Source organism: Cyanobacteriota bacterium (assembly GCA_025054735.1).
Lineage (GTDB): Bacteria > Cyanobacteriota > Cyanobacteriia > SKYG9 > SKYG9 > SKYG9.
Window position 1 is genome coordinate 1 of the sequence record JANWZG010000002.1, and the last position, 24,563, is coordinate 24,563.

At 49.2% G+C, this 24,563-nt stretch carries 19 protein-coding genes and 3 pseudogenes; 18 read left to right on the forward strand and 4 right to left on the reverse strand.

Annotated elements, in window-relative coordinates:
- Nucleotides 1–850, forward strand: an 850-nt coding sequence (locus tag NZ772_00275; protein ID MCS6812006.1) for a glucokinase, incomplete at its 5' end; no start/stop codon positions are given.
- A 60-nt stretch (nt 851–910) separates the two neighbouring features.
- Nucleotides 911–2,260, forward strand: coding sequence for an OB-fold nucleic acid binding domain-containing protein (locus NZ772_00280; protein MCS6812007.1), 1,350 nt, complete (start codon nt 911–913; stop codon nt 2,258–2,260).
- Here NZ772_00280 and NZ772_00285 read toward each other — a convergent pair.
- Nucleotides 2,257–2,880 (reverse strand): class II aldolase/adducin family protein, encoded by a 624-nt coding sequence (locus NZ772_00285; GenBank protein MCS6812008.1) that lies wholly within the window; start codon nt 2,878–2,880, stop codon nt 2,257–2,259. The genes NZ772_00280 and NZ772_00285 overlap by 4 nt on opposite strands.
- A 109-nt stretch (nt 2,881–2,989) precedes the next feature.
- On the opposite strand from NZ772_00285, the gene NZ772_00290 reads away from it, so the two are divergent.
- The 4 genes from NZ772_00290 (at nt 2,990) to NZ772_00305 (ending at nt 8,202) form a co-directional block, all read left to right on the forward strand.
- Nucleotides 2,990–4,576 carry an NAD(P)H-quinone oxidoreductase subunit N gene (locus NZ772_00290; protein ID MCS6812009.1) on the forward strand — a complete coding sequence of 529 codons (1,587 nt, stop codon included), beginning with the start codon at nt 2,990–2,992 and terminating at the stop codon, nt 4,574–4,576.
- A gap of 115 nt (nt 4,577–4,691) precedes the next feature.
- Complete coding sequence (locus NZ772_00295) at nt 4,692–6,311, forward strand: hypothetical protein (GenBank protein MCS6812010.1); 1,620 nt, start codon at nt 4,692–4,694, stop codon at nt 6,309–6,311.
- A gap of 214 nt (nt 6,312–6,525) precedes the next feature.
- Nucleotides 6,526–6,936 carry a hypothetical protein gene (locus NZ772_00300; protein ID MCS6812011.1) on the forward strand — a complete coding sequence of 137 codons (411 nt, stop codon included), beginning with the start codon at nt 6,526–6,528 and terminating at the stop codon, nt 6,934–6,936.
- A gap of 3 nt (nt 6,937–6,939) precedes the next feature.
- Nucleotides 6,940–8,202, forward strand: coding sequence for a glutamate-5-semialdehyde dehydrogenase (locus tag NZ772_00305; GenBank protein MCS6812012.1), 1,263 nt, complete (start codon nt 6,940–6,942; stop codon nt 8,200–8,202).
- A 3-nt stretch (nt 8,203–8,205) separates the two neighbouring features.
- Here the strand turns inward: NZ772_00305 and NZ772_00310 are convergent, their stop codons facing one another.
- The gene (locus NZ772_00310; GenBank protein ID MCS6812013.1) at nt 8,206–10,950 is read right to left on the reverse strand and encodes a GAF domain-containing protein; all 2,745 of its coding nucleotides are present in this window, start codon (nt 10,948–10,950) and stop codon (nt 8,206–8,208) included.
- Nucleotides 10,951–11,591: 641 nt separating this feature from the next.
- On the opposite strand from NZ772_00310, the gene NZ772_00315 reads away from it, so the two are divergent.
- The 10 genes and pseudogenes from NZ772_00315 to NZ772_00360 all read left to right on the forward strand — a co-directional run bounded on the left by NZ772_00315 (nt 11,592) and on the right by NZ772_00360 (nt 21,470).
- The gene (locus NZ772_00315) at nt 11,592–12,569 is read left to right on the forward strand and encodes a transcriptional regulator (GenBank protein ID MCS6812014.1); all 978 of its coding nucleotides are present in this window, start codon (nt 11,592–11,594) and stop codon (nt 12,567–12,569) included.
- Nucleotides 12,570–12,848: 279 nt separating this feature from the next.
- Nucleotides 12,849–13,082, forward strand: a pseudogene (locus tag NZ772_00320) (Uma2 family endonuclease).
- A gap of 271 nt (nt 13,083–13,353) precedes the next feature.
- Nucleotides 13,354–14,010 carry a type I-MYXAN CRISPR-associated protein Cas6/Cmx6 gene (gene cas6, locus NZ772_00325; GenBank protein MCS6812015.1) on the forward strand — a complete coding sequence of 219 codons (657 nt, stop codon included), beginning with the start codon at nt 13,354–13,356 and terminating at the stop codon, nt 14,008–14,010.
- Nucleotides 14,010–16,316, forward strand: coding sequence for a CRISPR-associated helicase Cas3' (cas3, locus tag NZ772_00330; GenBank protein MCS6812016.1), 2,307 nt, complete (start codon nt 14,010–14,012; stop codon nt 16,314–16,316). The genes cas6 and cas3 overlap by 1 nt, the downstream gene beginning before the upstream one ends.
- Before the next feature lie 196 nt (nt 16,317–16,512).
- The gene (locus NZ772_00335) at nt 16,513–16,752 is read left to right on the forward strand and encodes a hypothetical protein (GenBank protein ID MCS6812017.1); all 240 of its coding nucleotides are present in this window, start codon (nt 16,513–16,515) and stop codon (nt 16,750–16,752) included.
- A 224-nt stretch (nt 16,753–16,976) separates the two neighbouring features.
- Nucleotides 16,977–18,458, forward strand: coding sequence for a type I-MYXAN CRISPR-associated Cas8a1/Cmx1 (gene cas8a1 / locus NZ772_00340; protein ID MCS6812018.1), 1,482 nt, complete (start codon nt 16,977–16,979; stop codon nt 18,456–18,458).
- A gap of 41 nt (nt 18,459–18,499) precedes the next feature.
- Nucleotides 18,500–18,850: pseudogene (locus NZ772_00345) on the forward strand (endonuclease domain-containing protein).
- A 294-nt stretch (nt 18,851–19,144) separates the two neighbouring features.
- Nucleotides 19,145–20,044: a type I-B CRISPR-associated protein Cas7/Cst2/DevR gene (gene cas7i / locus NZ772_00350; GenBank protein ID MCS6812019.1), complete on the forward strand. Its 900-nt coding sequence runs from the start codon at nt 19,145–19,147 to the stop codon at nt 20,042–20,044.
- Between the two features lie 427 nt (nt 20,045–20,471).
- Nucleotides 20,472–21,188 (forward strand): CRISPR-associated protein Cas5, encoded by a 717-nt coding sequence (gene cas5, locus NZ772_00355; GenBank protein MCS6812020.1) that lies wholly within the window; start codon nt 20,472–20,474, stop codon nt 21,186–21,188.
- Between the two features lie 90 nt (nt 21,189–21,278).
- Complete coding sequence (locus NZ772_00360; GenBank protein MCS6812021.1) at nt 21,279–21,470, forward strand: hypothetical protein; 192 nt, start codon at nt 21,279–21,281, stop codon at nt 21,468–21,470.
- Between the two features lie 59 nt (nt 21,471–21,529).
- Here the strand turns inward: NZ772_00360 and psaK are convergent, their stop codons facing one another.
- Nucleotides 21,530–21,793: a photosystem I reaction center subunit PsaK gene (psaK, locus tag NZ772_00365; GenBank protein ID MCS6812022.1), complete on the reverse strand. Its 264-nt coding sequence runs from the start codon at nt 21,791–21,793 to the stop codon at nt 21,530–21,532.
- A gap of 146 nt (nt 21,794–21,939) precedes the next feature.
- On the opposite strand from psaK, the gene NZ772_00370 reads away from it, so the two are divergent.
- The gene (locus NZ772_00370) at nt 21,940–22,569 is read left to right on the forward strand and encodes a phosphoribosylanthranilate isomerase (protein ID MCS6812023.1); all 630 of its coding nucleotides are present in this window, start codon (nt 21,940–21,942) and stop codon (nt 22,567–22,569) included.
- Between the two features lie 121 nt (nt 22,570–22,690).
- Complete coding sequence (locus NZ772_00375) at nt 22,691–24,040, forward strand: DUF3747 domain-containing protein (protein ID MCS6812024.1); 1,350 nt, start codon at nt 22,691–22,693, stop codon at nt 24,038–24,040.
- 12 nt (nt 24,041–24,052) lie between these two features.
- On the opposite strand, the pseudogene NZ772_00380 reads toward NZ772_00375, so the two are convergent.
- Nucleotides 24,053–24,497 (reverse strand): annotated as a pseudogene (locus NZ772_00380) (DUF3465 domain-containing protein).
- Between the last annotated feature and the right edge of the window lie 66 nt (nt 24,498–24,563).

Consider the following 24,563-nt stretch of genomic DNA (forward strand, 5'->3'; position numbering starts at 1 on the left):
TGCTTGTTTTGGGATTGCTGGCCCCGTTGTCAATAACACCAGTCAACTGACCAATCTCGACTGGCGGCTGGAGGCCGGTCGTCTTGCCCAGGAACTGAACATTTCCCACATTGACCTCATCAACGATTTTGCAGCGATCGGCTATGGAGTCCTAGGGCTAACCCACAATGACCTCTACACTCTGCAAAAGGGTGATCCCCAAGCAGGTGCCCCGATTGCGGTGATTGGTGCTGGGACTGGCCTTGGTGAAGCCTTCCTGGTGGGTCAAGGGGCAAATTACCGTGTGTTTGCTAGTGAGGGAGGTCATGCTGACTTTGCACCCCGCTCAGAACTGGAGTTTCAACTGTTGCTGTACTTGCGTGACAAGCATGGGATTGACCGGGTGTCTGTAGAGCGAGTAGTCTCTGGTGCAGGTATTGTTTCAATCTATGAGTTTCTGCGCGATCGGGGTATGGCTAAAGAATCACCTGCTCTCACCGAGGTGTTCAAAACTTGGCATCACCAAATTGGACGAGAGGAGAAAACGATCGATCCCGCGGCAGAAATTTCTAAAGCAGCCCTCAGTGGTCAGGATTACCTTTGCGAAAAAGCTATGGAACTATTTGTCAGTGCCTACGGAGCCGAAGCTGGCAACCTTGCCCTGAAGCTATTACCCTATGCAGGACTGTATGTGGCTGGTGGCATTGCTGCTAAAAACCTGCCCTTGTTCCAAAACGGAGACTTTATGCGCGCCCTGTTGCAAAAAGGTCGGATGCGGGCAGTGTTAGAACGGATTCCTGTCAACGTTGTGCTGAATCCACGGGTGGGTTTGATTGGTGCTGCCTTGTATGCCGCCTGTAGCACTGAATAACTGGTTCACATACCTAGAACAATTGAGCTATAGTAACGATAATCTCCTTGCTGCATCCCTATGGTCAAGATTGTTAGTCGCACGCCCCTTGGCTCTCAACCTGTTTTTGACATTGGCCTAGAACGCATCCATAACTTTCTGCTAGCCAATGGCTTGATTGCCTCTAATTGTTTTAATAAGTCCCACTCGACGGCCTATGGCTATGTCACTTATCAGACTGCCTACCTGAAGGCCAATTATCCTGTGGAATACATGGCGGCTCTGCTGACGGCTAATGCTGATGATCAGGAAAAGGTGCAGAAGTATATTGCTGACTGCTTAAGCATGGGGATCACGGTGGAACTGCCAGATATTAACCGATCGGGCATTGACTTTACACCCCAGGGCAAAACCATCCTGTTTGGCCTATCGGCAGTGCGCAATGTGGGGCAAGCGGCGGTGGAGTCCCTGCTGGCAGCAAGGCAGGAGGGGGGTGCGTTCAAATCCTTAGCAGACCTGTGTGAGCGTATTGACGTGCGCACTGTAAACCGTCGGGCACTGGAATGTCTCATCAAGTGTGGTGCTATGGATTGTTTCAACGCCAATCGCAACCAACTGTTAGCAGACCTCAAGCTGGTGTTGGACTGGTCACAGGCTCGTGCCCGTGAGCGTGCCAATGGCCAGGGTAGTTTATTTGACCTGTTAGGCAGTAACTCTGCTTCCTCAGATAGCAACTTTGATGCAGCTCCCAAGGCTCCACCTGTGCCTGACCTCCCCCGGCAGGAAAAGCTCAAATATGAAAAGGAACTCTTGGGCTTTTATATTTCTGACCATCCGCTCAAGGCTGTTCAACAGTCTGCCCGGATTCTAGCCCCTGTGAATCTGAGTGATTTAAACTCTTTGCCAGAGAGTGCATCGATTAGTGCTATTGCCATGATTACTAGCCTGAAGCAAGTGACCACTAAGAAGGGCGATCGGATGGCAACCATGCAGATTGAAGATTTGAGTGGGCGTTGTGAAGCCGTTGTGTTTCCCAAGGCCTACGATCGCCTGAAGGATTTACTCATACCCGATGCCCGCCTGATGATCTGGGGTAAGGTTGATGTCCGTGAAGAGCAGCGGCAATTGATCATAGACGATGCTGAACCTGTGGATCAGGTGCAATTGGTGATGGTAGAGCTGGATCCACAGCGAGCTAGTGACGTGGCCGAACGCAATCGCTTGCGAGAAATCCTGGTGGCCAATCGTGGCAGTGATGAAAAAGCCAAGGTTCCAGTGGTAGCAATCGTTGGCACTCCTACCTACCGTCAGTTCGTCCGTCTTGGCCCCCAGTTCCAGGTGCAAAATTCAAACGCAACGGTCTCAGCCCTACTCAAGGCTGGTTTTCAGGCGCGTACCAGTTCCTTGGTGGCCCATTCTATTGCCTCCTAACTCGTTGTAGCCTCCATCAAATCGGCAACCACACCTAGGAGTAATTCTCCAGCTTCATCCAGGCTGTGGCCGATCGTCATTACCCCATCGTCGTGACCTGCCATCACTAGGATTTTTCTTGTGGCCAAGTCTTCCTCTCGAAACAATCGCTCCATTTCCCCTGCCATCTGAGGTGTGCCATAGGGAACATCAGCACGGGTTGTCGGCACTTGGAACAGCAATTGCTCCCACAATCGCCGATGATGAACGTGGATAATCCCCATTACCCATGGCTGGCAGTGGTAGATAGCCGCATGGGTCAGGGATTCTGATGATGCTTTGACTTGGCCCACACAGGTCAAGGTATTCTGACCTAGGTCAAACGTAGTGACTAGGGTGTAATCATTATGGCTTAGCCTAGGCAGACAGCCTGTTTGGGTGCCCGTGATGATGAACTGGTTAGACGTGCTCACCCGTTGACTAATGTTGCCAAAGCCAATGCCGTTGGGGTAAGCGCCAATCAACCCTGCCTGATACAGGCGCTCTCGCCATTGCATTAAGTCTGCAATCAGCTCAGGATCGGGTGATCGACCCTGAATCCACTGACAGTGAAACTTGATTACTCCCTCATCAATGGCCATGATAATTCTCTATAGCCAAGATTGCTTTCCGTAAACATTGTAAGTTGCCTTGTCGGGTTAGAATGCTGCATGGAACTTCTATAGTTAACAGTGACACCCTAGTACCCCTATGGATTTTGCAAGTCTTGCGGCCCAAGTGAACGCTGGCACAATTCTGCCTGAACTAATTGTGCTGACCACACTGCTCGTTGTACTATCTGCCGATTTGATTTCTGGACGTGCTTCTTGGCAATGGACACCCTACTTTGCAGTTGGGGGGCTAGTTGTGGCGATCGGTTCTCTCTATTTCCTATGGGATAGCGCTGACCCGATCGGCTTTCTTGGCGGCTTTAACAGCGATGCCCTTAGCATTGTATTTCGTGGCATTATCGCCCTGTCGGCAGCAGTGACGATTTTAATGTCAGTCACCTATGTAGAGCGGTCAGGTACTTCCCTGGGCGAATTTATTACCATCTTGCTAACTGCAACCCTAGGGGGAATGTTTCTATCGGGGGCCGATGAACTAGTATCCGTATTCGTTTCCCTGGAGACCTTAAGTATTGCCTCTTACCTGATGACTGGGTACATGAAGCGTGATCCCCGTTCCAATGAGGCGGCGCTGAAATACCTGTTAATTGGGGCTTCTAGTTCTGCCATCTTTCTCTATGGCGTGTCATTACTGTATGGGCTGTCTGGAGGTGAAACGCGGTTAACGGAGATTGCAGCTAGTATTACTAGCAATGGAACTGGTACCTCCATCGGGTTAGTTGTGGCTCTGGTGTTTGCCATTGCAGGTATTGCCTTCAAAATCGCAGCCGTTCCCTTCCACCAGTGGACACCTGACGTTTATGAGGGATCTCCCACGCCTGTTGTGGCTTTTCTTTCTGTTGGTTCCAAGGCAGCAGGTTTTGCCCTGGCGATTCGGCTGCTGGTGACCTGTTTCCCTTCCCTAGTGGACGAGTGGCGGTTTGTATTCACGGCTCTAGCCATTTTGAGCATGGTGCTAGGGAATGTGGTAGCCCTGGCCCAGACTAGCATGAAGCGGATGCTGGCCTATTCGTCAATTGGGCAAGCTGGCTTTGTGATGATCGGGCTGATCCCCGGTACTGATGCCGGGTATGCCAGCATGGTGTTCTACCTCTTGGTTTACCTGTTTATGAACCTAGGGGCCTTTACCTGCGTAATTTTGTTCTCGTTGCGGACAGGTACGGATGACATCAATGAATACTCTGGTTTGTATCAAAAAGATCCATTGCTAACTCTGGGATTGAGCATTTGTCTGCTCTCGCTTGGTGGCATTCCACCCCTAGCCGGGTTCTTTGGCAAATTGTATCTGTTCTGGGCTGGCTGGCGCTCTGGACTGTACTTACTGGTCTTGCTAGGACTGCTTACCAGTGTGATTTCCATTTACTACTACATCCGTGTGGTCAAGATGATGGTCGTGAAGGAACCCCATGAGATGTCTCCGTCGGTGCAAAATTACCCAACCATTAATTGGAATTTGCCTGGAATGCGTCCCTTGCAAGTGGGTCTAGTGTTCTCTCTAATCGCTACCTCCTTGGCTGGGATTCTCTCTAATCCCCTGTTCTCTTTGGCCAACAACTCGATCGTAAAGACCCCTCTGCTGCAATCGGCTATGCCTACGGCTGAAGCAGTAGCAGCGGTTTCGGCCAGCCCAACAACAACCACCTTAGTTTCCCTGGCGGAACAGCGCTAATGATGCAGTGACTGTTGAATGACTAGGTGGTGTGGTTGATCGGTGGGTTGTTAGGGTAAAACGGTGTATGTGCCTGCACGATCGCAGGCAAAACTGATGATGGGAATGACTCCGCATGACCCAACTTCACCACCAATGCCAGTACCCGCGTCAATGGAATTACAGAGCCGCTTGGTACTGGGTAATTCCAGTTGGTTTTTTCACAGTAGCAATTCTTACTGGGTATCAGAAGGGGGCCTATTGGCTGGCTGCACGGTTTGATCCAGAGTATATCTACCTGTTGAACTCCCTCAGTATTGCTAATTTCAATGCACCTGGTTATATTGATCATCCCGGTACTCCGGTTCATATAGCGGGGGCAGCGGTACTGTGGCTTGTTTACCTAGCAAAGAGCATTGCTGCTTCTAGTTCTGGTCTCACATCCGCCGTATTACAGCAACCAGAGCTATATCTCAGAGCGTTGAATCTGGTGCTAGTGCTGCTAATGGCTGGGTTACTGGGGCTAGTTGGGTGGGTAGCCTATCGCTGCGATCGCCAACCCCTGCCTTGTATAGCTCTGCAACTGACTCCGTTGCTGATGGCAACTACCCTAGCCAGTGCTCATCGAGTGAATCCAGAGCCATTTTTGTTTGCCGTAAGCCAAGGATTGGTACTGCTGCTGTTGCCATACCTCCATCAAGAAAACCTGGAAAAGCGTCCATGGTTTGCTGTCAGTTTAGGGGCGATCGTTGGACTAGGGCTGGCTGCCAAAGTTACCTATTTGCCCGTGCTCTTAGTCACTGTGCTATTGCCAACTCTGCGTCAGCAAGGGTTGATGCTGGCATCTGCGATCGCCGCATTTCTCCTCTGCACCCTGCCCATTGCCCATCGCTATGGCGAAATCATGAATTGGCTGCTGTCAATTGCTTGGCACACAGATAACTATGGGTATGGTGACCCAGGCATTGTAAAGGTCGGTGCGCTGTTGCCGAATCTGGGCACCATGCTGAGGGCTGATCCAGCAGTGTTTATTGTACTGATTGGTGCTGCAATTGCCTGGGGAATTCTCCGCTTCTACGCCACTACCACCGCTGATCCCGCCTCAAAATTTCAGCGCCTATCAACGGTGCTACTGATCATCGGTGCTGTCCAGATTGCTATGGCCATAAAGCACCCGGTGCCTCTCTTGGCTGGCGATGTGGAGCTACGATATCTGATGCCAACGATCGCCCTCAGTGGGTTACTAGTCTATGCCATTCTGCAATGGGCAGGTCTAGCATCTATCCGCTGGTTAGGACGCTCATGTCTGCTCATGCTCACACTTTGTGGTTGCCTAACGGTGTCTCAGTCATGGGGATCACTTCAGGCCAGCATTGCCCATCGTCAAGATACTGCTCGTCTTGATCGTCAGCTTAGGGATCAATTCCCCAATTGCCTTGTCATCAGCCACTACCGATCGTCCTTGCTCCCCTTTGCTCTCTGGTTTGGCAACGGCTACGCCAACGAAATCTATAGCCAACCTCTAGCCAAGCTGTACCCATCTCACGGGTTTTATCATCCTTGGCGACGCACCTTTGAAACCTTCACAGGCAAGGTGAAAAATACACCCGATACCATCAGGGAGCTACAGGCACAGCCATGTGTCTTGTTGCGTGGCTCACCCATGAGTCTCACTGAGCAACATCGTCATTTTCCAACTGCCACCCTATCACCTGTGCTGTCTACATCGATTGAAGTTGTCTATCGCTTAAAGTGAAATTGGCATTTACACTAGTGCTAATAAGAGCAGTAGCATATGTTGTAAAGCTCAAACAGGTTTTTGCCGACGCTATGGAGAGTTTTAGCGCTAATAGTTAGAATAATCCTATCGTAAGACTTGGAGTTAGTTTTACTAGCTACTCTCAAAGTAGGTTCAAGATAAAGTAGGTTCAAGATATCGATCCTGTTCTACTGTAGTACCTCCAGCATCTGTGCAGACCCATAAAGCTCAAAAAATAGATCACAGCATTGAGTATCCTTGTCCTTGCCGCCGTCGAGGGCAGCTAATACCGATCGCCCTAACAGAAGCGTTTGGTTGCAACCGTTGTCAACAAATCTTCGTGGTTGAAGACAGTGGCTATATGATCGAACAACTTTCGACAACCTATCCCTATAAGCGAGCTTGGCGCTGGACAGGTCACCAGTGGCTTACTGCTAACTCTGGGCTACGGGAAAGCTATATGCCCCTATCCTTGGGGATCGTTACTGTGCTGTTAGTGGTTTGCTTACCCATAGCCTTAAACTCATCATCAGACTACAGGAGCCTAATTCTATGGGCACTGGTAGCAGTGTTAGTCACAACCTTACCAGCTCTGATTCTTTGGTTAGCATATAGGCGATAACTAATGGCACTAGACCTTGCTTTGGGGATGGATCCACTTGACGCTGTACGTAGAGCCTACGATGGCTTTATGAAGTTAAGCACCACACGAAGCGTTGATCGCAGCCATGCCTTGCAGACCATAGCCCAGTTCCTACAAACTCACCAAGATGCTATTTTAGAAGCCAACACATTAGACTTAGAGGCTAGCCGGGAAATGGCTGTGCCAGACTTGGTACTAGACTGGCTAAAGCTTACCCCTGGGCGCTTGCAGGCTGCCATTCAGAGTCTCAAGCGCATAGCTGAGCTACCAGATCCCATTCGCCGCGTACTGTATACGCCACACCAGATTAGCCAGTCCCAAGCTTATAGTCAGCTTATGCCCTTGGGTGTCATCGCCTTGGTGTATGAAGGGTTTCCAGAACTGGGAATCGTTGCTACGGGGCTTTGTGTGAAGACAGGGAATACCCTAATTCTTCGAGGCGGTAGTGAAAGTAGTTATTCTAACCGAGCGATCGTTGAAACTATACAAACAGCCTTGCAACGGGCTGGATTTCCAGAGGGCACGCTAGAGTTTGTGTCTGCTGATCAGGGGGCTTCCATTCGAGAGCTGGTTACCCAAGACCAATACATCAATCTAGTGATTCCCTACGGTCGCCCTAGCTTAGTCCAAGAGGTAGTGCGCCAAGCTACCGTACCTGTATTGAAGGCAGCACTGGGGAATTGCTACCTCTATTGGTCTCCATCTGGAGATTTAGACACAGCTCGTTGGATGATTACGGATAGTCACCAGAGTGAGCCAGATCCAGTGAATGCGGTCGAGAAGGTGCTGGTGCAACAAGATCACAGTCGATCGGCTCTAACCCGGTTATGGAACAGCCTGCGCGAGAAGGGGTTCAGCATTCGTGCTGATGCTCAACTTGTCGGGGAATTTCCTGATTTGGCGCTGGTTGCTGATGACGAATGGAGCCAACCCTACTTGACACGTACTGTAGCCTTTAAGACTGTTGAGAATATAGATGCGGCAATTAATTGGATTAACCACCATAGCAGCGGCCATGCGGATTGTTTGGTGACAGAATCCTACCGAGAGAGCCACCTGTTTTCCCTGGGTGTTACTAGTGCGTCAGTGTTTGTGAATGCCTCACCTCGCTTTTGGCGCAATCCTAAGCAGGCAGATGCTGTATTTTTGGGCATGTCAAACCAAAAGGGGTATCGTCGCGGCCTAATTAGTATGGAAGCTCTCACTACAATTAAGCAGATTGTACAAGGCAACGGATTAGAGTAAGGGCTATTTTTCCTTCATTTCCCAAGAGCCGTCCCAATCTTCTGGCGGGGGATTCTGTAGCCAATAGCTACACCGATCAAGATACAACTTTGATGAGACATCAATCTTGCCTGTTAACTGCTGACCTAGTTGCATGGCAGTACCAAATTCCGCCATTGCTAGGGGAAACTCTCGGGCACGACACAGTTGCAAACCCTTTTCGTAGTGTTCAATCAAATACTTCTTCTCATCGGGTATGTCAGTGCTACGAAGTTCTACCAACTCGTAGATTGAGACTGGTTTTGTCTTACCCTTCACCTTCAGGAAATCTAGTTCCCGTGCCCAGACGCGATCGGCACAAGGCTTATACGTGTATTCGCTGATGACAATATCAGTGCCATATTGTTTGCTAGCGCTCTCTAACCGGGAACCTAGATTCACACCGTCACCGATCGCCGTGAATTCTGTCCGCTTGCTAGAACCGATGTTGCCACTAATCACCACATCCGAATTAATGCCGATACCGATGCGAATTGGGTCATGACCCTCAGCCACCCAATCTTCGTTAAACTTAACTAGGCGATGACGCATTTCTATCGCTGTCTGTACAGCCATCCATTCATGGTCGTCTAACGGCAAGGGCGACCCGTACACTGCCATGATGGCATCCCCGATGTATTTATCCAATGTGCCCTTGTATTCAAAGACAGCATCCACCATGGATTCAAAATACTTGTTCAGCATCCTAACCACTTCTTCAGCCGTCAAGCCTTCAGTAATGGTTGTGTAGCTGCGAATGTCCGAGAACAGCACGGAAACTTCCTTACGATCGCCCCCCATCTTGTTAGCAAAGTCAGGGTTCTCAAGCAACTGTTCCGCCACCTCAGCGGACATGTAACGATACATCGTACTCTTGAGTCGCTTTTCATCGCTGATGTCATCCATTACCACCAGCACTCCCGATGGCTTCAAGACATTTTGGTTTGTCTCATCCACCTTGAACATGGTGTTAATAGACAAGTTGACGCTGTGTTGTTCGCTGCCAACGGTTGGTTGCAAGGTCTGGTCAGGGTAATACTGCTTTTTACTTTTCTCGTCGGGTACCTCTAGAGCTGCTTGGAACCACTTCTTAAAGTCACCCTTTTCAATCCGAATCAAGTCACAAATAGATTTACCTTCCAATGGCTCTCCGTTGCTAAACCCTAGTAGCTGCTTGGCACTCTCATTGGCTGCAATAATCTTGCCGTTCTTATCTGTCGAAATCACTCCATTGGTCAGCGATGTCAGAATATCTCGCTGCATTTGTTGCTGTTGTTTGACTTCAGCGAACAATTTGGCATTTTGCAGCGCCACACCCGCCTGAATGTTAAAGGTTTTCATGAACTCTTCATCGGTGCGGTTAAAGCTAGCTTTCCAGCATTCTGGCGCTTCTGGAAATGTAGCGGGATCGTAGGACGATTCATAACCTTGTTTGATCTTGTTAATGAGTTGAGTCACTCCAATCAGCTTGCCATCAGCATTAAATACAGGCATACAGAGGATGCTACAGGTACGATAACCTGTGGTTTTGTCAAAGGCTTTGGAGGTATCTGCATCGGGATGGTCATAGAGATCGAAGGGAATTAGAATTGTCTCGCCAGTAGTGGCAACTTTTCCGGCAAAGCCTGCATTTCTAGGAATTCGGCGCTCTTGTAGCTCTCCGTTAATGGGCAGTTTTGTCCAGAGTTCGTCTCTCTCTTCGTCAATTAGCCAGAGGGTGCTGCGATCGGCATTCATCAGCTTTTTCGCCTCATCCATTACGTTTGCCAAGGTGGCTTCTAGGTCTAGCCCGCCCTTGCTGAGGGACTGGGTTGCTTGAATCAGTGCATTAGCTGCCCGTTGCCGCTGAGTGGCAATGTAGAACGATCGCGACGACTCTAAAATCAGCCGAATAGAGGGAGCAAACTCACGGAACAGTTGAATATCAGCTTCAGTAAACCCTGGTTTTTCAATTTGTTCTTCAAAGGGAGCAGCCGGATTAGCGTTTTTGAGTTTTTTGTTCATTAGTTGCACAACGGCAACCAACTCATCTTTTTCGTGGTTGATCAGTGGTAACGTCAGCATCGTATAGGTACGATAGCCCGTTTCTTTGTACTGAATTTTTGCCTGCTCAGACCGGGGATCATCGAAGAAATCGTAGGGAATGTTGATAATTTCCCGTTTCGTAGCCGCTTCACCCGCGATCCCCGCTGTCATAGGAATGCGAATTTCCTTACCATTGCCTTTGCCGTCTTTCCCTTGGGCAACGATCGTATATAGCTGCTCTTTCTCTTCGTCAAGCAGCCAGATGGTGGTGCGATCGGCATTCAGTAACTCACCCGTCTTGAGGGTGATAGACTCCAGCATATCTTCCAAAATCACATCAAACCCCTGGGCATCCAGCATCGATAGGGTTTGATTAATCACCTTCAGCTTGTCTTCAACATCGCTGACCACTTCTTTGAAGGTCTCTTGATTCAAGGGAGCCAAGAAAGACGAGAAATTACCTCGGCCTCCATGTACGACAAGTGCTCCACTCCCGTTGGGTCTCTTCTCTGAGCTGTGAGATTGATCGGTCGTTACGTTAGCACTACTGTGAGTCTCGCCATTGGCCTTACTAGCAGCCTGCACAACATCAACGATAATGTCTGCCGCATCAACTTCACCATGAAACTTTTGGGTTGTAACTTGAATTACGTTGGCTTCATCACCTGAATGTTCATCACGCAGATGCGTTTCTAGTTGAGTCATAGGGAGTGTAAGGCACTAGTAGTGAATTGAGGAACAAACTGTCGGATTTGCGATCGCTGCTCAGAGATAACTTCTCAGAGCATCACCTGCGATCTTAGGTAGAGGCAGCACAGGTGGCTGTCAAGAAAATTCTGCACTCTGTGCCACTCACCATCATTCTGGTTATTACCCTAACCTAAGTTCAGCCAAATGTCCTACCTGAATCTGACTATCACTGTATCTGGTTGCTGTGATTCCCACAAGCGTAATAACGGTAGTAGGAATCACGTGGTGGTTCGTAGTTCATGGTACCCACTAATGGTAGGCTGGACATATCTAGGTGGAAATTAATACTTGTATATTGACAAGCCAGTAATTTTATTGTCTCCAACATCAGGGAAACGTAATTGTTATAAGCTACATGTAGTGATAATGCGGAAATTATTTTCAGTGTAATTTATTGCTCAGTAAATTGCTTCGGCTGGCATCGTGTGAACACCTGTTTTGGGTGGCTCTATGACTTCAATCTAGGTATTAACCAGTAGATTACCAACATCAAAAATTCTGGCTATCCGGCAATGTCTTTAAAGATTCTTACTACTCGGCAATGTTTTTGCCGGGTTCGTTCGTTAGGATGCTGATAATCTCCTAGGAACGGGTCAATGTCACGTCATTTAGAACGATTGTTGCAACTAGATACTCTGCTCAGACAGGGGCAGCGCTCGACGGCTGCTGGTCTTGCAGCCGCGCTGGAGGTGAGTGAGCGCACTGTGCGGAATGACTTAAGCTTTTTGCGCGATCGTCTGAATGCACCACTAGCCTGCAACCGTCGTCGCGGGTATCACTATACTGACTCGAATTGGCGGCTGCCTAGCATTGCCCTCAGCAAGGGGGAACTGTTTGCCCTAACCCTGGGGGCACGGATGCTAGAAGCCTATGCTGGTTCAGCCTATGCTTCAGATTTGCGATCGGCTGTCTCTCGCTTGGCAGAACGGCTACCAGAGGAAACTTGGGTAGACCTGCAACAACTGGCTGACGAGCGCATTTTGTTTCGATCGGGAGCAGAAATCGACTTGGATCCAGAAATATGGCACGGGCTGGAAGATGCCTGTCGTACCCAAAAGACCGTGCATATCACCTATTACACTGCCAGCCGTGATGCCGTGTCTGATCGCAAACTCGACCCCTATTTGCTGCACATTTACCGAGGCACCAATCCCTATGTCATCGGCTATTGCCATCAACGGCAAGAGATTCGCTGGTTCCGGGTCGATCGCATACGGCAGTTGACCGTGTTGCCAGACACGTTTGTGCCCGATCCCACCTTTGATGCCAAAGACCATCTAGAGATGATTTTTCAGTTTGAAGCTGGAGGTGTGCCTGTGCCCGTTGCCATCTGGTTTGATCCGCCTACGGCTCCATTCATTCGGGAACGGCGTTGGCACGCTACCCAAGAGTTACAGGAACATGCCGATGGGTCAGTAACCCTACGCATGATCGTGCGGGGATTAAATGATGTGAAACGTTGGGTGTTGGGCTACGGTAAGGGAGCGATCGTCAAAGCACCACCAGAATTGATAGATCTAATGAAGCAGGAGGTAGCAATTATGAACTATCACTATGGAAAAATTCAACCATAATCATCATTTTTACGGTTGAATCAACCGATTAACAGTCAGCATTATCAAATTTATACATTGTTAATTTCTGTCGCATGTGTTAGTTAAAACAATTCAAATGAATTATCCTAGTGCCAATCTTAGGTAGGGTTTCTATGATGCACGCATTACCACGACTCACGGTATTTGAGGAATTTTTGGCTTGGTATCCAGTGAAAAGCAACTTCTAACCTTACCCAAGGGCGTTCAGTACGACTAGTGGTGGAGGTGGTGAGTACAAACTAGCACGATGACTACACCAGAAAACTAGAGGATTACGAGGCAATGGGAATTCCAGAATATTGGATTGTTGATTACGCAGCCTTGGGGGGATGGCGATTTATTGGTACGCCTAGGCAACCCATGATCGGTATCTATTCATGGATGGACGGGTTGTACCAAGTTCAGCAGTTTCGGATGGGGGAGCAGGTGCAATCCAGGGTGTTCCCTGATTTGGTGGTGATGGCTGAGCAGTTGTTGCAGGTGGAAGGCTAGTGGAGAATCAGCGCATTACCCATGCACATATTCAATGGCGTGATACCGCAAGGGTTGTTATAGGAAGTTGTCATGATTAAAAGTTGCCCTCACCCTGAATCCCTCTCCCAATTTTGGGAGAGGGACTTTGAACCAGACTCTCAAAGCTGGAAGAGGGACATTGGATTAGCTCGATTCCCTTTCTCCCAATTATGGAAGAAGAGCAAGCGTCAGGCTCTGAACCCAATAGGTATGGTTAACAAGTCAAGGCAAAATTAAGGAGAGAAGCAGCATGGAATTTCTAGAGGTTCAATTTTCATTACGTGGTAGAACGCTCCCGGCTGATCATGGCTATTCGCTGTATTCAGCGATTAAGCAAACCCTGAAGGAACTGGAACAAGGTCAAGTTAATGACGCAGGGGTGATTCCACCAGAGGTTCTTATCTCCAGTATTCCTGGTATTCCTGATCGAGATGGCATGATTTACCTCAATCGATATTCTCGATTACGGTTGCGGTGCCCTTCGGATCAAGCAAAACGGTGGTACCGCTTACAAAATCAGGTACTTGATATCCAGGGACATTTAATCCGCCTGATTCAACCACGGTTGATGCTGCCCCAACCGGGTGAATTGCTAAAGGCTAGGCTAGTGACTTTCAAACTCACGGACATTAACCATAATGATGTACCGCGCTATTTTCTAGAATCCTGCAAAAGGGCACTAGATAGTCTAGAGATTCAGGGTAATCCATTTATTGACAGCAATGAACAGGGAGACTTAGCCCGCCGTACCATTACTATCAAACAGAAAAAGGTGCTGGGTTATGGCATCGGTGTAGACGGATTAAGTGCTGCGGACTCTATCAAGCTTCAGTGCTTGGGATTGGGAGGACGCAAACATTTTGGCTGTGGCTGGTTCTATGCGCCTAGAGATCAGGAGGTAGCGTAATGGTACCACCGTTACCTGAACCCCACTCTGATCGCTTGCTGGCCAAATCCTACAAGGGCAATTGGAAAGGATCTTACAGCTTGGTGGGGCATACGGCTGATGTAGTGAATGCGGTGACTACTCTAGTGGAGATTCTGGGAAATCGCTTAGTAGAGCAGTTTAGCCTAGACTGTAGCTTGGATACCCTGAAATCAACGGTTCGATTGGCAGCCTATCTGCATGATTGGGGTAAAGCTAATCATCACTTTCAGGAGATGGTGCGGGGCAAGCGTAACCCCTGTTATCAGATGGTGCGACATGAAGCATTATCGACTTTGCTGGCATTGGAATTCCGGCCTTGGCTAGAACACGATCGGAACCTCTTTTTTACTGCTGTGGCAGCGGCAGGTGGGCATCATCTGAAGTTAGGGGGTAAAGCCGGTCAGGCCACGGCTGATTTCTTTGAAGATCGAGCTACTGGGGACGATCGTATCTATCTCTACCTCAAACCTGCCTACTTTAAGGATCTCTTAGTTTATGGGGTCAAGCAACTAGGGTTACCCAGTCACCTCCCAGAGAGTTTGAGAAACCCTCCTGAATGCTGGGGCATTACTGAAATTAAAGCACGCCGATGTCAGGCTGAGATGACTTTTAGGGATGAATGGCAGCCTAACCATAACAACTTGGTGGCGGTTGTAAAGTCGTTGCTGATTGCTGGAGATGCCATTGGCTCTGCTTCTCCCCAGGTTGAGCTTGATGTCCATCAATGGATGCGATCGGAACTTAGCCAAACGCTCACAGAAGAGGACTTGCAGACAGTGATTGATGCAAAACGAGAGGGCAAGCCCCTGTATCCGTTTCAAGAGGCCCTTTATGAGCAATCAGCACGAGTGACAATGGCACGAGCTGGCTGTGGCACGGGCAAGACGTTGGGTGCTTACAACTGGGCACGCAAACATGCGATCGGACGCAAACTGTTTTTCTGTTACCCTACGACGGGCACTAGCAATGAGGGCTTTTTAGACTATGCCCGCGATACGGTGGAATCTGTCTTACTCCATTCCCGCGCCGATGTGGACTTGGAACTAGCTCAGACGGGGGAAGAAGCTGATAATGGCGGTGAGATGATCCCGGATGATGAGGGCAAGTTGATTCAATCCTTTGAAGATGAGACAGCGAAAAAGCTGGATTCCTTCAAGGCTTGGGGGCCAAAGGTCAGCATTTGTACGGTAGATACAGTGCTGGGGTTACTCCAGTGCAACCGCCGTCCGCTGTACTGTTTTCCAGCGATCGCCAACGCTGCCTTCGTCTTTGATGAGGTTCACTGCTATGACGATGCCCTGTTTGGGGCATTACTACGCTTCCTTAAGGTAGTGAGGGCACCTATCTTGCTGATGTCTGCCTCTTTTCTTCCTTGGCAACGCGATGCTATCCAAGCTGCTGTTGGCGATCAGGAAGCAGTACCTGTTATTTCGGGTGATCCCAACCTAGAAACCTGCCCTCGCTATCATTTCCATGAAAAAACTGAACCCGATTGGGATCGTGTTCAGGACGAGTTGACTAGGGTTTACACCTTGCCTGATGGTCAACAGATATGTGGCAAGGTGCTGTGGGTGTGTAATCAGGTCAATACAGCAATTTCTGTCTACGAGGAGGCCAAGCGCCGTGGAATAAGGGCATTACTCTATCACAGCCGCTATCGTTACCAAGATCGACGAGATCATCATCAGACTGTTGTCGGTGGATTTAAGCAAAACCAACCGATGTTGGCAGTAGCAACCCAAGTGGCAGAGATGTCTCTAGATCTATCGGCTACGTTACTCGTTACTCAAGTTGCGGATCCTGCAGGTTTGATTCAACGGTTGGGCCGCTTGAACCGTAAATACTGTGGTCATGCCTTAGATGCCATTTTCTATCCAGAGGATCCAAAAATGGTGGGCTATCCCTATAGTGCGGATGAGTTGGAGGCTGGGCTGGCCATGGTGCGATCGTTCAAAGAGGAAGTCAATCAAGCTCAGCTAGCAACATGGCTAGAAGGGTTGAGTATGAAAGGTCGACCCAAGGATCAGTTCGTCTGGCTGGATGGGCGTTGGCGCACCTACTCAGCCGCATTGCGAGAGGCGGGTTATACGGTGACAGCATTACTGGAGCAGGATCTACCTGAGCTAGCTACAAAACAGGCTAGGGACTTGCCTCGCTACGCAGTGCCACTGCCCGCAAGAAATATTAAAGGCTGGCAACGGCATAAGAAGGGATACTTGATTGCTCCGGCTAAGCAGTGGGGCTATTCAGCAGAGTTAGGGGCGTATGAAAAGGAGGCGGTATGATGAGTAGATATGAACCGCTGATGCCAGTAGGCGTTGGGCACAGGTATGCTCCACTTTGGAAAGCAGAGTCTAAGTTATGTTTTCCACCCTCTGATGCCATAAGGCGATTTTCAGTCTTCAAAGTGAAGTTTACCTCATTTCAAGATAATGTGCTGCTATCTAGGAACAACAATCACTGTTTTCCTGGAGTGCTTGTATGGGCAACTCTCAAGATTTGCCGGAAATCGGCGACGAACTCTTGGCGCTTGGCCAAGCTGCTTACCGGTTTGAGCAAGGTTGCCCAGATTGCCAGTCTAAGCTGGCAGAGTTTTGGCAGCGCCTGGACTGGCTTGAAAATCAGTTCCAAAAATTGCTTCAAGTTATTGAGTATAGAGATTACTTGCTCTGCCGAATCACTCGATTTCGCGACTTTGGCGAACCACTGGATGACCTTTAGCCCTCACCCTAAATCCCTCTCCCAATTTTGGGAGAGGGACTTTAGAACCCCACCTCTCTCAGATCTGGAGAAGGGACTTCATACTCCCTCCTTCCGTAGGTTTGAAATAGAGACTCCAAGTCATATACTCCCTCCTCTCCCAGATTTGGGAGAGGAGGGCTGGGGAGGTGAGGGCAAAAGAGTTGCACACCGTATGATGGATTCAAAAGTATGGAGGTAGTTCTTTGTCACAGTTTACGTTGTCGATATTTGATCCCAACACACTGTTGCCAGAGCAGGCTGGTGTGGCTGGCCTAGCTCAGGCGTTAGATGTGATACCCAGGGAGAATGCGCCTCTCACTTGGGAGGTGACAGATGATGCAGTTCAGTTGGCTTGGGACTGCACCGATCGTGAAGCCGTTACTTGGCTGGTGAGCCAAACTTATCAAATTACTGAAGACGGCTACTTAAATGTTCCGGCTTTAAATCTAGATGAGCAGGGGAATTATGCGTTCACGCAGGGCGTTTTGTCTACATTTTTGCAGCATAGTCGTCAACGCAAGTTAGGTGCGCCAGTGTCCAAGAGTTTCACAATCGACGAAGGGCAGCCTGAAGTGAGGGTGGATTTCCGTCCAGTATTAAATTGTTACTACACGGGCGACTTAAAGGATGCATTTACCAGTAAGGGTGTTTTCGAAGACACGATTACGCTTAAGGGGCATCATATTCCTGGGGCGGTCGAGTGCTTTGTCAATGGGGCTTACCAAGTATCGCCGACTAGTTTTCTAGCACTATTATTTTTGCCTCTAGCCTGTAGTTACTATAGGCTTCCTGATGGACGATCGGCACTAGTTATCCCAGAGGTTCAGAATCTCAAGCAGTGGGTGATTCGCCGACGTGAGTTCTCAGCCCGTACCTACCGGGACTTTCGCAGGAGTGGGGCAGGGGACTCGGCATTACATTTTCTGCTCCAGGAAAAGACGATCGAACATGCTAATCAATTCCGTAGTCGGTATTGCGAGGTTTATCAACTGGGGAAGCAGACCTGGGATGCCAACCAATCTTTCTTGAAGCAGGCGGTTCATCGAGTTCAAGCAACAGATGAAGTTCTGGATCTATACAGCATTGCAACTCACTTGTTTCCTGCTCAGGTTAAGCAAAAAGATGATCGTGAGTATTGGCTGGCGGTGTCTAAAACGTTGCCTTGGATTTGTGACAACTTGATTGCAGGTCGGCGTTGGTATGAAGGATTTTTTGAGTTTCGCAAGCAACATGGAGTCTACGAACGAAAAGGATTGGTGAAAATGACTGAATATCTCAATGCTGAAGAACAGGTTTTATTTGATGTAGTGCAAGGTGCTTTTAGTAAGTACCTTAGTGGGCAAATTAAGCAAGCAAAAAAGCAAGGTCGCTCCTTAGATTATGGACAAGTGACAGATAAAGTTATTTATCGAATGCAGCGTCCTAGTACCCAGCAGGAGTTTGCCACAGCGTTAGTCGATTTTCTCAGCCAATTTAGAAGTAAAGCGGCGCGAGCAACAGGGCCTCAAATTTATCAATGGATTCATCGAGAGGCAAATTGGCGACAAGCCAGAGACTTAGTGTTGTTGGCGATCGCTACCTACACCAGTAAGAAGGGAGATGCCCTAGACGGCCAGGATGTTCCGATCGAATCTTCTGATGATGCCGATGCAGACAGCTACAGTAGTGACCTACTAGCTTCATAAATAGACTCACCTTATAAACATTGCTACAAGTTGAGTTAAACATGCCCAAGAAAACATTCAATCGGATTCGCGGTAGTACACCAGCCATCGAAGCAGCAGCCCGACAGCTTAGGAAGCAGTCAACTCCAGCAGAAGAGCGGCTGTGGCAAGCATTGAGGAGCCGAAAATTACATGGATTGCGGTTTCGTCGTCAGCATCCCGTAGGGCGATTCATCCTTGATTTTTTCTGCCCAGATTACAAGTTAGCGATCGAGCTAGATGGTAGTGTGCATGATGAACAAGTGAATTACGACGCAGCCCGATCGCAAGAGTTGCAGACCTACGGTTATCATGTGATTCGCTTTGCTAACCAGCAAGTTCTAACTGATCTGGATACTGTTCTTGAAGTCATTTACCAAACAACCTTAGATCTTGCAACAGAACACCAAGGGGAAAAAGTAAACTCTCGCCCTCACCCCCCTCAGTCCCCCTCTCCCAACCTGGCAAGAGGGGGGAAGGTAGACAGACTATCTGAACTCCTAGAGTAACTATCTAGCTCATTTCCCCTTCTCCCAGAATTGGAAGCAGGAGTTTATCTCTCAAATCCAGTTCATGTCCCCTTCTCCCAGAATTGGGAGAAGGGGTTAGGGGATGAGGGCCAACTCTCTCCAATCCAAACCAATCACCATATATAAGGAGTAAAAACCATGTCTATTCACTTATTTGCTACCATCGTTACCCCCACTGCGATCGCTGCCAACAACCGAGGTGAGGGCGACGGCAGCACCCTATCTACCCTGCAGAAAATCACCTTCCGCAACGAACAGTACACCACCGTCAGTGCCGAAGCTATTCGCTGGGCCTATCGAGAGTACTTCCAGAACCACTATGCAGAAAAAGTGAATCGCACATTTGACCCCGATACTGACAAATACACTCTAAAGGGAGAACAGAATAACAATGGTTCAACCTTTAACCCTAAAGACTATATCGACGATGATTTGTTTGGTTATATGGATGCCAAAAAGGGTAAAGACAACGAGGATGCCACTGTTAAGCGGCGGGGTGCAGTCGAAGTCAGCCGTGCCATTAGCCTTGATCCCTACTGGGGTGATATTGCTTTTGGGTCTACTGGGGGTGAAAAAGGCAAAACCTCCATCCACCAAACTGAAGTTCACAACACTGCCTACCAGTACACCTTGGCACTCACTCCTGCAACCTTGAAGCAGCCAGAACGTGCTAACATGTTACTGGAAGCTATTCCCGCCATTCGCCATGTGGGCGGTAATCACTCCCGCTTCCTGTATGAGTTTCGTCCAGAATCCATTGTTTTTCGCATTACCAATGACCCTAGCCCTTGGATCATGAACTGTTTTGAACGGGTAGGTGAGTCTGTAGGTTGTTTTGAACTGATTCGCCTAGTCAGAGCTGGAGATATTGATCCCGCGGAATTGATCGTGGGCGGCAAGATTGCCACCGTTGCCCATGGCAAAACCCTGCGGGAGCTAGGGGTAACTGTCTACGAGGGTATTAGGGAAGCTAGGGACAAAGCAAAAGAAAAGCTAGCTGCTAGTCTCAAGGAACTGGAAACTCAACCAAGTAGCTAACCATAGCAATACACAGACTAGTCGAGATGTTTTGTTGTAAGGACGGAATCACAATCGCCCTCACGTGAAATCCTTCCTCGCTAAAGCCCCATCTCACTAAACCTCTAGTCAACAGAGAGAGGGACTTGGAAATGGTTCGGTTCCCCTTCTCTCAAGTTTGGGAGAAGGGGTTAGGGGATGATGGCCATTTATGTCCTAATTAGCCTGATTGTTGCTATAGATCTAACGTCCTTTTCCCAAGTTTGGGCTACTGTAAGTACCCATCTTGGCCCTCACCCCCTAAGTCCCCCTCTCCTAACCTTGGGAGAGGGGGATGTCGATACCGATAATTTGAACTCCCCTTCTCCCAGTTTTGGGAGAAGGGGCTGGGGGATGAGGGCCATCATACATCTCTCAACATAAAAGCCATACAAGGAATAAACACCCTATGATTCAGCACCTTTACCTCGACTGTCCCTGCACTAGTTTTCCCCGTAGCTTCGCTAGAGACTTTAAGGAAACCTATCGCTACCCACCTCCCTCCACGGTCTATGGCTTTTTGCTGTCATTGGTGGGAGAAGAAGATATGACGACTCATTTGGGAGTTCGGCTAGCGATCGGCCTTATTGGTGAAGAACCACCGATTTCTCGTATTGTTCGCAAGCAACGCCACCATAAATTTGACAATGGCGGCCCCGATCATAAGAGACGAGTTGATAAATTTGGTGAAGGGGTTTATCCCACTAGTCAATTCTCCAAGCCCAACCACCACGAGTTACTCACACAGTTGAAAGTAGCTATTCGTGTTGATTCCAGTGAAGAAACAGCAACGGTGAAACTGACAGATCGAGTTGCAATCGCCCTTGCCACACCAGAGCAAATCACTCGCTTTGGAGGTCTGAGTCTAGGAGAATCCTGGGCCATGGTGAATGGGGTGAGAACTTATCGAGAAACTGACGGTGCCATTCGTTGGCTAATCAAAGACAATCGGGGGCTGATTGGCTTGCCTGTGTGGATTAACCGAAAAACGGGACGAGGTACCTTCCAACGATTTAGCTGGAGTAACGACTGGCACGAAGATTGCTGGGTGACTATTCCTAAATCTGTAGAGCCAGTACCCCAGGCTAACAAGAGTAAGCGATCAACTCGTAAATCCAAATCCTAGTCCCCGTAAATTCTCCAACCCCTCACAACTCCGTAGAAGCTCGATCGTCCTCCACCCCTAGTAGGGCTATCGAAGCAGCAGCGGGTGAAGATGCCCAGAATTGAAGACAAGTTGATTGGCTATCAGGATAGTTGGAGAGCGATCGCGACCAGTAGACTGGTAACGATCGCCCCCACGAGAAGCCTAGTCATCCTCTTAGGAGAGAAGGACGATCGGAGTGGGTGCGGCGTTTTTGTAAACTGCTTGCCAACGAGCCATTGCCAGGTGAAAGCGCACCATTAGCCCCATCTGTACCTAGTAACTTTTACTGCCAACCATGGGTATGGTACTGGAAATCCCTGCTAGAGGATGCCAGCGTTGCTAAGACCAAGGATCATGCCAGCACCCAGAATATGCCCAAAGCTGGTAGTTGCTAGCAACTCAGGAACACCGAAGCGATCGAAGGGGCCTTGAATCGGCAGAGGCATACTCTGACCGGCATTCTGAATGGCAAAACGACCGATGGCGATCGCTACTAGGTTGCAGGCAATCATGACGATAGCTACGTTTAGTGACCAGGGAATTGTGTGGGGAACAGTGGTTAACAGTAGGGTGGAATAAAGCATAGGTAATAACTCACAATCTAAAACCGACTAGGAGGGATTATAGGTAACGGCATTGCACGGCTAATACCATTTGTTTTAAGAGTTAACACTTGAGTAATATTCCGATACAAAATCATCACCAGCGATGACAAACACCAACAGATACTATGCGGATTAAAATTTGTGGCATTACCAAACCAGAGCAGGCTGCGGCGATCGTTCAACTTGGGGTTACTGCCTTGGGCTTTATCTGTGTGCCCTCGTCACCTCGCTACGTTTCTACGGAGCAAATTCAGATGATCTTACAGGCACTTCCCCAGGAGTGGGCTGTACAGACGATCGGTGTGGTAGCTAACCGCACGATCGCAGATATCAGCGCCCTAGTGGCAGCAACCGGACTAACAGGCATTCAACTGCATGGCACAGAATCTCCAGGGTTTTGCCAAGCACTACGGACAGCCCTGCCTCGCACAGAACTCATCAAGGCCATTCGCATACGCAGCGGAGAAGACTTGGCAAGTGCCGAGTCCTACAGTCCCTATGTGGATGCTCTGTTACTAGATGCTTACCATCCCCACCAGCTAGGTGGCACTGGTACCACGCTAGATTGGCAAGCCCTACAAGCATTTCGCCCCAGTCGTCCCTGGTTCCTTGCAGGTGGGCTAACACCAGAAAATATTCGCATAGCCTTGGGTCAACTCCAGCCTGATGGAATCGATCTCTCTAGTGGGGTAGAGATTGCCCCTGGTGACAAAGATGTGCAGCGGGTAGCTAGCCTGATGGCACAGCTTGGATGAAGAACTGGCTAGGTAATCTGAGGTTGAGAAATTGCGTCTGTTCACGTTCGGTTACACAACCATTCCACCCAGGGAGAGTCGCAGTATAGTGAATAGGTTCTAACTTGTTGCATCAAAAACTATGAAACCGTTGGTTGCTGCTGTTGCTGCATTCACTCTGGGTGCTGTGGCTATTCATCTGCCTACGATCGCCCCACCACTGATGGCTGCGGTCACCTTTGGCCAACGGGAAGTTGACCAGTCTCGATTTATCGTCATGGCGGTACCTCGTGGGCAAACAGCCTACAACTTGTTAATTGTGGAACAGTTAGCAACCCAACCCAATGCTAGGGCTTGCTGGCGTGTGAATAATGATGCTGCCCAAACGGTGGAACCACTGTTACTAAACTTTGACTTCACGGGTATCTGTGGGCGTGGCACCGATAGTAATGCATTTTCAATTCGCATGGCAGGGGAGGATTTGGGCCTGAAGTATAGCCTGCGCTTGGCTGAGCGTGATGGGGTGGTGGTATTATTGGCGACACCCAGCGATCGCACGCTACCGGAGCTAGAGTTAGGCAAAACCCGTGCCAACCTACGCAGCCCCATGAAAATTGACCTAAATCCCGACTGGCGGCTAACTCGACGTACCTACAACGGCAGGAACTTACCCCATATCTACTTCACAAACAACACCAGTTTGGCAACGATCGCAGCCCAAACCCCACGATCGTCTCCTAGTCCCAGCCCTAGCCCAGTTCTGATACCTTCTCCTAGCCCTTCTCCCGTTGTTTCCCCTAGTCCAGTTCCCAGTCCTTCTCCTATTGGGTCACCTAGCCCTGTTAGCAGCCCATCACCAGTGGCTTCCCCTAGTCCGTCTAGTTATACTGCTCAAGTGCAGCAACTCTATCGAGAAGTGCTAAATCGCGAGGCCGATGCCCCTGGATTGGCTTATCATGTGCGCCGTATGGAACAGGGCCGCACCTTAGAACAAGTCCGGCAAGACATACAAACTAGCCCAGAGGGACGGCGGCTTACGATCGCCCGTGTGTTTCAGCAAGAGGTTGGCAGACAGCCCGATGCTGCTATTGTCAATTTGTATAGTCAGCGGATAGGGGAGCAAGGATGGAGCCTTGAGCGGGTTCGCCAAGATATCCGTCAAAACTATGGACAGACTGTCGTGGTGATAGGTACTCCTAGTTCACCCTCACCATCACTGACAGGTACTCCCACTTCACCCTCACCGTCACTGACAGGGCTATTTCCTGAGCGGGCTTATTTTGTGGTGATTCCAGCAGCGACTAGAGATTTGCCAGCGATCGCCCGTAGGGTCAACCAACTGGGTGTTTCTACGGTCAACATTTTTCAGCGTGAAAGCCCCCGTGGCCCCCATGTTGCTGTTGGGCCATTTATGCAGCGAGGCTTGGCTGAACAGTGGAAAAGCTACCTGAGAAATGCTGGATTCGATGCCAGGGTTTACTTTGGTGACTAAGGTTCTAGCAAGCTACTGATAGCGGCGACCATTATGCTCTAGCCAGCCATCAACATGGCGACGGCGAGGGTCACGATGCGTCCAATGAATAATGCCCCCTTGTTGGTTCCACTCATATTCACCATAAAAAGCCACTACATCGCCTACGCGCAACCAGCTAATACGAGGCGCTAGGTCGATATTATGAGCAATTAATTAATGTCTGACCAGAGCTTAATCGCAGAATGAACCGCTGGTGCCGACTACCTTGGACATCATCACGCAGAATGCGAACTACTTGCCCGCGCCCGGCTACTTGAATATTGCTGAGACGTTGCCTGTAGGCATTAGCAAGAATTTGCTCACTCGTGAGTTGGGTAGATTGGGTCTGAACTGGAGTGTTGATGAGCGGATTAAGGTTACCAGCTAAGCCAAGTAATGCAGCGGTGACCAGCAGCAGTGTTAACAATCTAGGCATTTTAAGATACTTCAGTGTAGATGCCATGATTTTACCCAGGCATCACCTAGCAGTAACGTAGCACCT

Excerpts from the sequence above, each read along its gene's own strand:
- NZ772_00280 (MCS6812007.1), top strand. The coding sequence starts at position 911 with ATGGTCAAGATTGTTAGTCGCACGCCCCTTGGCTCTCAACCTGTTTTT.
- NZ772_00285 (MCS6812008.1), bottom strand. The coding sequence starts at position 2,880 with ATGGCCATTGATGAGGGAGTAATCAAGTTTCACTGTCAGTGGATTCAG.
- NZ772_00290 (MCS6812009.1), top strand. The coding sequence starts at position 2,990 with ATGGATTTTGCAAGTCTTGCGGCCCAAGTGAACGCTGGCACAATTCTG.
- NZ772_00295 (MCS6812010.1), top strand. The coding sequence starts at position 4,692 with ATGACCCAACTTCACCACCAATGCCAGTACCCGCGTCAATGGAATTAC.
- NZ772_00305 (MCS6812012.1), top strand. The coding sequence starts at position 6,940 with ATGGCACTAGACCTTGCTTTGGGGATGGATCCACTTGACGCTGTACGT.
- NZ772_00310 (MCS6812013.1), bottom strand. The coding sequence starts at position 10,950 with ATGACTCAACTAGAAACGCATCTGCGTGATGAACATTCAGGTGATGAA.
- NZ772_00315 (MCS6812014.1), top strand. The coding sequence starts at position 11,592 with ATGTCACGTCATTTAGAACGATTGTTGCAACTAGATACTCTGCTCAGA.
- cas6 (MCS6812015.1), top strand. The coding sequence starts at position 13,354 with ATGGAATTTCTAGAGGTTCAATTTTCATTACGTGGTAGAACGCTCCCG.
- cas3 (MCS6812016.1), top strand. The coding sequence starts at position 14,010 with ATGGTACCACCGTTACCTGAACCCCACTCTGATCGCTTGCTGGCCAAA.
- NZ772_00335 (MCS6812017.1), top strand. The coding sequence starts at position 16,513 with ATGGGCAACTCTCAAGATTTGCCGGAAATCGGCGACGAACTCTTGGCG.
- cas7i (MCS6812019.1), top strand. The coding sequence starts at position 19,145 with ATGTCTATTCACTTATTTGCTACCATCGTTACCCCCACTGCGATCGCT.
- cas5 (MCS6812020.1), top strand. The coding sequence starts at position 20,472 with ATGATTCAGCACCTTTACCTCGACTGTCCCTGCACTAGTTTTCCCCGT.
- NZ772_00360 (MCS6812021.1), top strand. The coding sequence starts at position 21,279 with ATGCCCAGAATTGAAGACAAGTTGATTGGCTATCAGGATAGTTGGAGA.
- psaK (MCS6812022.1), bottom strand. The coding sequence starts at position 21,793 with ATGCTTTATTCCACCCTACTGTTAACCACTGTTCCCCACACAATTCCC.
- NZ772_00370 (MCS6812023.1), top strand. The coding sequence starts at position 21,940 with ATGCGGATTAAAATTTGTGGCATTACCAAACCAGAGCAGGCTGCGGCG.
- NZ772_00375 (MCS6812024.1), top strand. The coding sequence starts at position 22,691 with ATGAAACCGTTGGTTGCTGCTGTTGCTGCATTCACTCTGGGTGCTGTG.